Here is an 8,289-nt window from a genome sequence, read left to right as displayed (position 1 = left end):
GCACCAAATCATCACTCGAAGATATTCAGGCATGGTACATCCGCGGCAAGCCCCTAATTTGTACTGAGGGGCAAAGTGAAAAAAGTTACTTTTTGTTGAAACGACAGTTAGCAATAACCCCCGCTTGCGGGGGCCATACCCACCAGGAGCAAACGCAGAAAGCCCGAGATACTTCTGCTGTACCGGGGGCTGGCGACATTTCAGGCAACACTCATAGTTGACATCCTCCCCGCCCTAAAGGGCGGGGAGGATGTCAATAATAGCAGACCACATCATGATGTCATTCTGACCGACAGATGCCAGAAGCAGAGGATCCATCCCATTTTATACCTACCTTATAACACTTAGAAAAACAACATGTTAAAAATGTTTATTGGAAACAATTTTATTTCCAATTGTAATGATAACCATTCTCATATTAATATGGCTACGTGATAATTAACTTTTGATGCACTCCGCATGTCTGACCGTGCCACTACCACAGCTTCCTTAACGTTCGAGTCGCTTTATGGCACCCATAACGGCTGGTTGAAAAGTTGGCTGACGCGCAAACTCCAGTCTGCTTTTGATGCAGATGACATTGCCCAGGACACTTTTTTGCGGGTAATGAGCAGCGAAACGCTCTCGACGATCCGCGATCCTCGCTCTTTCCTGTGCACTATCGCCAAACGCGTGATGGTGGACCTGTTTCGCCGAAACGCGCTGGAAAAAGCGTATCTGGAGATGCTGGCGCTTATGCCGGAGGGGGTAGCGCCTTCACCTGAGGAACGCGAAAGCCAGCTCGAGACCCTACAACTCGTCGACAGCATGCTGGACGGGCTAAACGGAAAAACACGTGAAGCGTTTCTGCTTTCGCAACTGGATGGCCTGACATACAGCGAGATTGCGCACAAACTCGGTGTTTCCGTCAGCTCCGTGAAAAAATACGTGGCGAAAGCCGTCGAGCACTGCCTGCTGTTTCGTCTGGAGCATGGGTTATGAATCCTTCGTTAACCGATTCCCGCCGTCAGGCGCTGCGTTCAGCTTCCCACTGGTATGCCGTGCTAAGCGGCGAGCGCGTCAGCCCACAACAGGAAGCGCGCTGGCAACAGTGGTATGAACAGGATCAGGATAACCAGTGGGCCTGGCAGCAGGTTGAAAACCTGCGCAACCAGCTTGGCGGTGTGCCTGGCGACGTTGCCAGCCGGGCGCTGCACGATACCCGCCTCACCCGCCGTCACGTGATGAAAGGATTACTGCTGTTGCTCGGCGCTGGCGGAGGCTGGCAACTCTGGCAGTCGGAAACCGGCGAAGGTCTGCGGGCAGATTACCGCACCGCCAAAGGCGCAGTCAGCCGTCAGCAACTGGAAGATGGCTCCCTGCTCACGCTGAATACCCAAAGCGCGGCGGATGTGCGTTATGATGCGCATCAGCGCACCGTCCGGCTCTGGTACGGTGAAATCGCCATTACTACCGCGAAAGATGCGCAGCAACGCCCCTTCCGCGTCCTGACCCGTCAGGGCCAACTCACCGCTTTAGGGACAGAATTTACCGTCCGCCAGCAGGATAATTTCACGCAGCTTGACGTGCAGCAGCACGCCGTGGAAGTGCTTCTCGCCAGTGCCCCCGCGCAAAAACGCATCGTGAACGCTGGTGAAAGCCTGCAGTTCAGCGCCTCTGAGTTTGGCGCAGTGAAACCGCTGGATGACGAGAGTACAAGCTGGACGAAGGGCATCCTGAGCTTCAGCGATAAACCGCTGGGTGAGGTGATAGCCACGCTAAGCCGTTACCGCAACGGCGTGCTGCGCTGCGATCCCGCCGTTGCCGGGCTGCGCCTGAGCGGGACGTTCCCGCTGAAAAATACCGATGCGATCCTGAACGTTATCGCTCAAACGCTTCCCGTTAAAATTCAGTCTATTACGCGGTACTGGATAAACATTTCACCGCTGTAAGAAAAATAATTCTCATTTCGATTGTCCTTTTTACCCTTCTCGTTCGACTCATAGCTGAACACAACAAAAATGATGATGGAGAAGGTATGACGCCGTTACGCGTTTTTCGTAAAACAACACCTTTGGTTAACGCCATTCGCCTGAGCCTGCTGCCGCTGGCCGGTCTCTCGTTTTCCGCTTTTGCTGCACAGGTTGATATCGCACCGGGATCGCTCGACAAAGCGCTCAATCAGTATGCCGCACACAGCGGAATTACCCTCTCGGTTGACGCCAGCCTGACGCGCGGCAAGCAGAGCAACGGCCTGCACGGAGATTACGACGTCGAGAGCGGCCTGCAACAGCTGCTGGACGGCAGCGGACTGCAGGTAAAACCGCTGGGAAATAACAGCTGGACGCTGGAGCCCGCGCCCGCGCCAAAAGAAGATGCCCTGACCGTGGTCGGCGACTGGCTGGGCGATGCGCGTGAAAACGACGTATTTGAACATGCTGGCGCGCGTGACGTGATCCGCCGTGAGGATTTCGCCAAAACCGGCGCAACCACCATGCGTGAGGTGCTTAACCGCATCCCTGGCGTCAGCGCGCCGGAAAACAACGGCACCGGCAGCCACGACCTGGCGATGAACTTTGGCATCCGGGGCCTGAACCCACGCCTCGCCAGCCGCTCGACCGTCCTGATGGACGGCATCCCCGTCCCCTTTGCCCCTTACGGTCAGCCGCAGCTTTCACTGGCTCCCGTTTCGCTCGGCAACATGGATGCCATTGACGTGGTGCGCGGTGGTGGTGCGGTGCGTTACGGACCGCAGAGCGTGGGCGGCGTGGTGAACTTTGTTACCCGCGCCATTCCGCAGGACTTTGGTATCGAGGCGGGGGTGGAAGGTCAGCTCAGCCCAACCTCTTCACAAAACAACCCGAAAGAGACGCACAACCTGATGGTGGGCGGCACAGCGGACAACGGTTTTGGCACCGCGCTGCTCTACTCCGGCACGCGCGGCAGTGACTGGCGCGAGCACAGCGCCACCCGCATCGACGACCTGATGCTGAAAAGCAAATATGCGCCGAATGAGGTGCACACCTTCAACAGCCTGCTGCAATATTACGATGGTGAAGCCGACATGCCCGGCGGCCTGTCCCGCGCGGATTACGACGCCGATCGCTGGCAATCCACCCGCCCGTATGACCGCTTCTGGGGCCGTCGCAAGCTGGCGAGCCTGGGCTACCAGTTCCAGCCGGACAGCCAGCATAAATTCAACATTCAGGGGTTCTACACCCAAACCCTGCGCAGCGGCTACCTGGAGCAAGGCAAACGCATCACCCTCTCGCCGCGTAACTACTGGGTGCGCGGTATTGAGCCACGCTACAGCCAGAGCTTTATGATCGGCCCTTCCGCGCACGAAGTGGGCGTGGGCTATCGCTATGTGAATGAATCAACGCATGAAATGCGTTACTACACCGCCACCAGCAGCGGGCAGTTGCCGTCTGGCTCAAGCCCTTACGACCGCGACACGCGTTCCGGCACCGAGGCGCACGCCTGGTATCTGGATGACAAAATCGACATCGGCAACTGGACCATCACGCCGGGTATGCGTTTCGAACATATCGAGTCATACCAGAACAACGCCATCAAAGGCACGCACGAAGAGGTGAGCTATAACGCACCGCTTCCGGCGTTGAACGTGCTCTATCACCTGACTGATAGCTGGAATCTTTATGCAAACACTGAAGGCTCGTTCGGCACCGTACAGTACAGCCAGATTGGCAAGGCTGTGCAAAGCGGCAATGTGGAACCGGAAAAAGCGCGAACCTGGGAACTCGGTACCCGCTACGACGACGGCGCGCTGACGGCGGAAATGGGGCTGTTCCTGATTAACTTTAACAATCAGTACGACTCCAACCAGACCAACGACACCGTCACTGCACGTGGCAAAACGCGCCATACCGGGCTGGAAACGCAGGCACGTTACGACCTGGGTACGCTAACGCCAACGCTTGATAACGTTTCCGTCTACGCCAGCTATGCGTATGTGAACGCGGAAATCCGCGAGAAAGGCGACACCTATGGCAATCAGGTGCCATTCTCCCCGAAACATAAAGGCACGCTGGGCGTGGACTACAAGCCGGGCAACTGGACGTTCAATCTGAACAGCGATTTCCAGTCCAGCCAGTTTGCGGATAACGCCAATACAGTGAAAGAGAGCGCCGACGGCAGTACCGGCCGTATTCCCGGCTTCATGCTCTGGGGCGCACGCGTGGCGTATGACTTTGGCCCGCAGATGGCAGATCTGAACCTCGCGTTCGGTGTGAAAAACATCTTCGACCAGGACTACTTCATCCGCTCTTATGACGACAACAACAAAGGCATCTACGCAGGCCAGCCGCGCACGCTGTATATGCAGGGGTCGTTGAAGTTCTGATGTGTTAACGCCCGGCTTGCCGGGCTTTTAGCTGGAATGTGACTATGTTGGCATTTATCCGTTTTCTTTTTGCAGGCCTGCTGCTGGTGATCGGCCACGCCTTTGCCGCCACGGTTCAGGACGAACACGGCACGTTTACACTCGATAAAACGCCACAACGGATTGTGGTGCTGGAACTCTCGTTCGCCGATGCGCTGGCCGCCGTGGACGTCAGCCCGATCGGTATTGCCGACGATAACGATGCAAAACGCATCCTGCCCAAAGTGCGTGCGCACCTGAAACCGTGGCAGTCCGTCGGAACGCGCGCGCAGCCGAGCCTGGAAGCCATTGCTGCCCTGAAACCAGACCTGATCATTGCCGACAGCAGTCGCCATGCGGGGATTTACACCGCCTTGCAGCAAATCGCGCCGGTACTGCTGCTTAAGTCCCGCAACGAAACCTACGCTGAAAATTTGCACTCAGCGGCTATCATCGGCGAAGTGGTAGGTAAAAAACGAGAGATGCAGGCGCGTCTGGAACAACATAAAGAGAAGATGGCGCAGTGGGCCAGCCAGCTTCCCACAGGGACACGCGTGGCCTTTGGCACATCACGCGAACAGCTATTCAACCTGCATACCCAGGAGACCTGGACCGGCAGCGTGCTGGCTTCTCTGGGGCTGAACGTTCCCGCTACGATGGCGGGCGCGTCCATGCCGTCCATCGGCCTGGAGCAACTGCTGGCGGTCAATCCTGCCTGGCTGCTGGTTGCCCACTATCGCGAAGAGAGCATTGTTAAACGCTGGCAACAAGATCCGCTCTGGCAGATATTAACCGCCGCGCAGAAGCAGCAGGTTGCTTCAGTCGACAGTAACGCCTGGGCGCGGATGCGCGGTATTTTTGCCGCAGAGCGTATTGCCGCTGACACGGTAAAAATCTTCCACCATCAGCCGCTTACCGATGTGAAATGACCGCGCTAAAACACCCGGTGCTGCTGTGGGGGCTTCCCGTTGCAGTACTTATTATTATTTTCTGGCTGAGTCTGTTTTGCTACTCGGCCATTCCTGTTTCCGGAGCAGACGCAATCCGCGCCCTGCTGCCTGGACACACGCCAACGCTACCAGAAGCGCTGGTGCAAAACCTTCGTTTGCCGCGAAGCCTGGTCGCCGTTCTGATCGGCGCAAGCCTGGCGCTCGCGGGCACGCTGCTGCAAACCCTGACCCACAACCCAATGGCCTCTCCTTCACTGCTCAGCATTAACAGCGGCGCGGCGCTGGCTATGGCGCTTACCAGCGCGCTGAGTCCGACGCCGGTTGCAGGCTATTCCCTGTCGTTCATCGCGGCATGCGGGGGCGGCGTGAGCTGGCTGCTGGTCATGACCGCAGGAGGCGGGTTTCGTCATACCCAGGACAGAAACAAACTGATCCTCGCGGGTATCGCGCTGTCGGCCTTTTGTATGGCCCTGACCCGCATCACCCTGCTGCTGGCCGAAGATCATGCTTACGGCATCTTTTACTGGCTGGCAGGCGGAGTGTCCCACGCCCACTGGCAGGATGTCTGGCAGCTCTTGCCGGTGGTGGTCACTGCAGTCCCTGTCGTGTTGCTGCTGGCGAATCAACTGAACCTGCTCAACGTCAGCGACAGTACCGCCCATACGCTGGGAGTGAACCTGCCGAGACTACGTTTGATCATCAATATGTTAGTGCTGCTTCTGGTTGGCGCGTGCGTCAGTGTGGCAGGTCCGGTGGCGTTTATCGGCCTGCTGGTGCCACATCTGGCGCGCTTCTGGGCAGGCTTCGATCAGCGCAACGTACTGCCGGTGAGCATGCTGCTGGGGGCCACGCTGATGCTGATGGCAGATGTACTCGCACGCGCGCTGGCCTTCCCCGGCGATCTGCCCGCAGGCGCAGTGCTGGCGCTGATTGGCAGTCCTTGCTTTGTCTGGCTGGTGAGGAGGCGAGGATGAAAATTGCGCTGGTCATTTTCATCACCCTTGCCCTGGCAGGCTGTGCGCTGTTATCACTCCATATGGGGGTGATCCCCGTGCCGTGGCGCGCGCTGCTGACCGACTGGCAGGACGGACGCGAGCATTATTATGTATTGATGGAGTACCGACTGCCGCGCTTGCTGCTGGCACTGTTTGTCGGTGCAGCCCTCGCCGTGGCGGGCGTGCTGGTACAGGGGATTGTGCGTAACCCGCTAGCATCACCGGATATTCTCGGCATTAACCATGCCGCCAGCCTTGCCTCTGTGGGAGCACTGCTTCTTATGCCATCACTATCCGTGATGGTGCTGCCGCTGCTGGCCTTTGCGGGCGGTATGGCGGGGTTGATCTTGCTGAAGATGCTGGCAAAGACCCACCAGCCGATGAAGCTGGCGCTCACCGGCGTGGCGCTTTCCGCCTGCTGGGCGAGCCTGACGGATTACCTGATGCTCCTGCACCCGCAGGATGTAAACAGTGCCCTGCTGTGGCTGACGGGTAGCTTATGGGGGCGCGACTGGCACTTTGTGAAGATTGCCGTGCCGTTGCTCATTCTGTTTTTGCCGCTGAGCCTGCGCTTTTGTCGCGATCTCGACCTGCTGGCGCTGGGCGATGCACGAGCAGCCACGCTCGGCGTGTCGGTTCAGCGCACCCGGTTCCAGGGGCTGATGCTGGCTGTCGCGATGACAGCAACCGGCGTGGCCGTCTGTGGCCCGATAAGTTTTATTGGTCTCGTCGTGCCGCACATGGTGCGCAGGATCGCCGGCGGGCGTCACCGCTGGCTGATGCCCGTTTCGGCCCTGACGGGCGCGTTGTTGCTGGTCATTGCCGATCTGCTGGCACGAATCATTCATCCGCCGATGGAGCTTCCGGCAGGCGTGCTGACCGCCATTATCGGCGCACCGTGGTTTGTCTGGCTGCTTGTGAGAATGCGATAAATGAGATTACGTACTGAAAATCTGACCGCCAGCTATGGCGCACAAACCGTGCTGGATGGACTTTCTCTCGCCCTGCCTGCCGGAAAAATCACGGCCCTGCTCGGCCCTAACGGTTGCGGGAAATCGACGCTGTTGAACTGTTTTTCTCGCCTGTTAACACCAGACTCTGGCGAGATATTGCTTGATGAAAAACCCATAGCCGGTTTTTCCGCCCGCCAGCTGGCTCGCCGCCTGGCTTTACTGCCGCAACACCATTTATCCCCCGAGGGGATCACTGTACGGGAGCTGGTTTCCTACGGCCGCAGCCCGTGGCTGTCGTTGTGGGGGCGACTCTCCGCGGAAGACAACGAGCGGGTCAACGTGGCAATGAGTCAGACCCGGACGCGCAATCTGGCTGACCGCAGGTTAACCCAGCTTTCCGGCGGCCAGCGCCAGCGTGCGTTTCTGGCGATGGTGCTGGCACAGGATACCCCACTCATTCTTCTTGATGAGCCTACGACCTACCTCGATATCAATCATCAGGTTGAACTGATGCGCCTGATGGTTGAACTCAAAAGGCAGGGGAAAACCGTAGTGACGGTACTCCACGATCTGAATCAGGCCAGCCGCTATTGCGATCATCTGGTGGTACTGGCAAGCGGTCGCGTGATGGCGCAAGGTGCTCCGGAAGCAGTGATGAAACCAGAGCTTCTAAAGACGGTGTTCAGCGTAGAAGCGGAAATCCATCCCGAACCGGTATCTGGCAGACCCATGTGTGTGGTGAAGTAGTCTGGCGAAGTCATAAGGATCATCACAGGACAGATAAAGGAAGTGATAACCACCTGCCAACAGGCACCAAAATCTGGCTGGTTGCCGGTATCACCGACATGCGCAACGGCTTCAATGGTCTCGCCGCAAAGGTGCAGACGATGCTGAAAGATGACCCGATGTCCGGCCATGTCTTCATCTTCCGGGGCCGCAGCGGCAGTAAGGTCAAACTGCTGTGGTCCACCGGCGACGGGCTGTGCCTGCTGACCAAACGGCTGGAACGCGGCCGCTTCGCCTGGCCCTCT

9 protein-coding genes are annotated in these 8,289 nt (G+C 57.9%); all 9 read left to right on the top strand.

Annotation, left to right across the window (positions count from 1 at the left end; all coding sequences use genetic code 11):
* The coding region (locus BEI65_RS27295) for a hypothetical protein (RefSeq protein WP_204363201.1) at window positions 1-221 on the top strand (221 nt) is incomplete at its 5' end.
* A gap of 238 nt (window positions 222-459) precedes the next feature.
* Window positions 460-981 (top strand): RNA polymerase sigma factor FecI, encoded by a 522-nt coding sequence (gene fecI / locus BEI65_RS24280; RefSeq protein ID WP_001572456.1) that lies wholly within the window; start codon window positions 460-462, stop codon window positions 979-981.
* Window positions 978-1,931, top strand: a complete 954-nt coding sequence (gene fecR / locus BEI65_RS24275) for a ferric citrate uptake sigma factor regulator FecR (RefSeq protein ID WP_017146590.1) — start codon at window positions 978-980, stop codon at window positions 1,929-1,931. Before fecI ends, fecR begins: the two co-directional genes overlap by 4 nt.
* An 86-nt stretch (window positions 1,932-2,017) precedes the next feature.
* Window positions 2,018-4,342 (top strand): TonB-dependent Fe(3+) dicitrate receptor FecA, encoded by a 2,325-nt coding sequence (gene fecA / locus BEI65_RS24270; protein WP_020325014.1) that lies wholly within the window; start codon window positions 2,018-2,020, stop codon window positions 4,340-4,342.
* Between the two features lie 44 nt (window positions 4,343-4,386).
* Entirely contained in the window at window positions 4,387-5,289 is a 903-nt protein-coding gene (fecB, locus tag BEI65_RS24265; protein WP_046360980.1) for a Fe(3+) dicitrate ABC transporter substrate-binding protein FecB, read from the top strand.
* Window positions 5,286-6,284, top strand: coding sequence for an iron-dicitrate ABC transporter permease FecC (gene fecC / locus BEI65_RS24260; RefSeq protein ID WP_046360979.1), 999 nt, complete (start codon window positions 5,286-5,288; stop codon window positions 6,282-6,284). The genes fecB and fecC overlap by 4 nt, the downstream gene beginning before the upstream one ends.
* Complete coding sequence (gene fecD, locus BEI65_RS24255; protein ID WP_099065436.1) at window positions 6,281-7,237, top strand: Fe(3+) dicitrate ABC transporter permease subunit FecD; 957 nt, start codon at window positions 6,281-6,283, stop codon at window positions 7,235-7,237. Before fecC ends, fecD begins: the two co-directional genes overlap by 4 nt.
* Complete coding sequence (gene fecE, locus BEI65_RS24250) at window positions 7,238-8,005, top strand: Fe(3+) dicitrate ABC transporter ATP-binding protein FecE (protein WP_001572449.1); 768 nt, start codon at window positions 7,238-7,240, stop codon at window positions 8,003-8,005.
* A gap of 53 nt (window positions 8,006-8,058) precedes the next feature.
* Window positions 8,059-8,289, top strand: a 231-nt coding sequence (gene tnpB / locus BEI65_RS24245; RefSeq protein ID WP_369804782.1) for an IS66 family insertion sequence element accessory protein TnpB, incomplete at its 3' end; no start/stop codon positions are given.

The organism is Serratia sp. BW106 (assembly GCF_002607755.1).
Classification (GTDB): Bacteria; Pseudomonadota; Gammaproteobacteria; order Enterobacterales; family Enterobacteriaceae; genus Serratia; species Serratia proteamaculans.
This window is presented reverse-complemented; position numbering and strand designations above follow the sequence as displayed.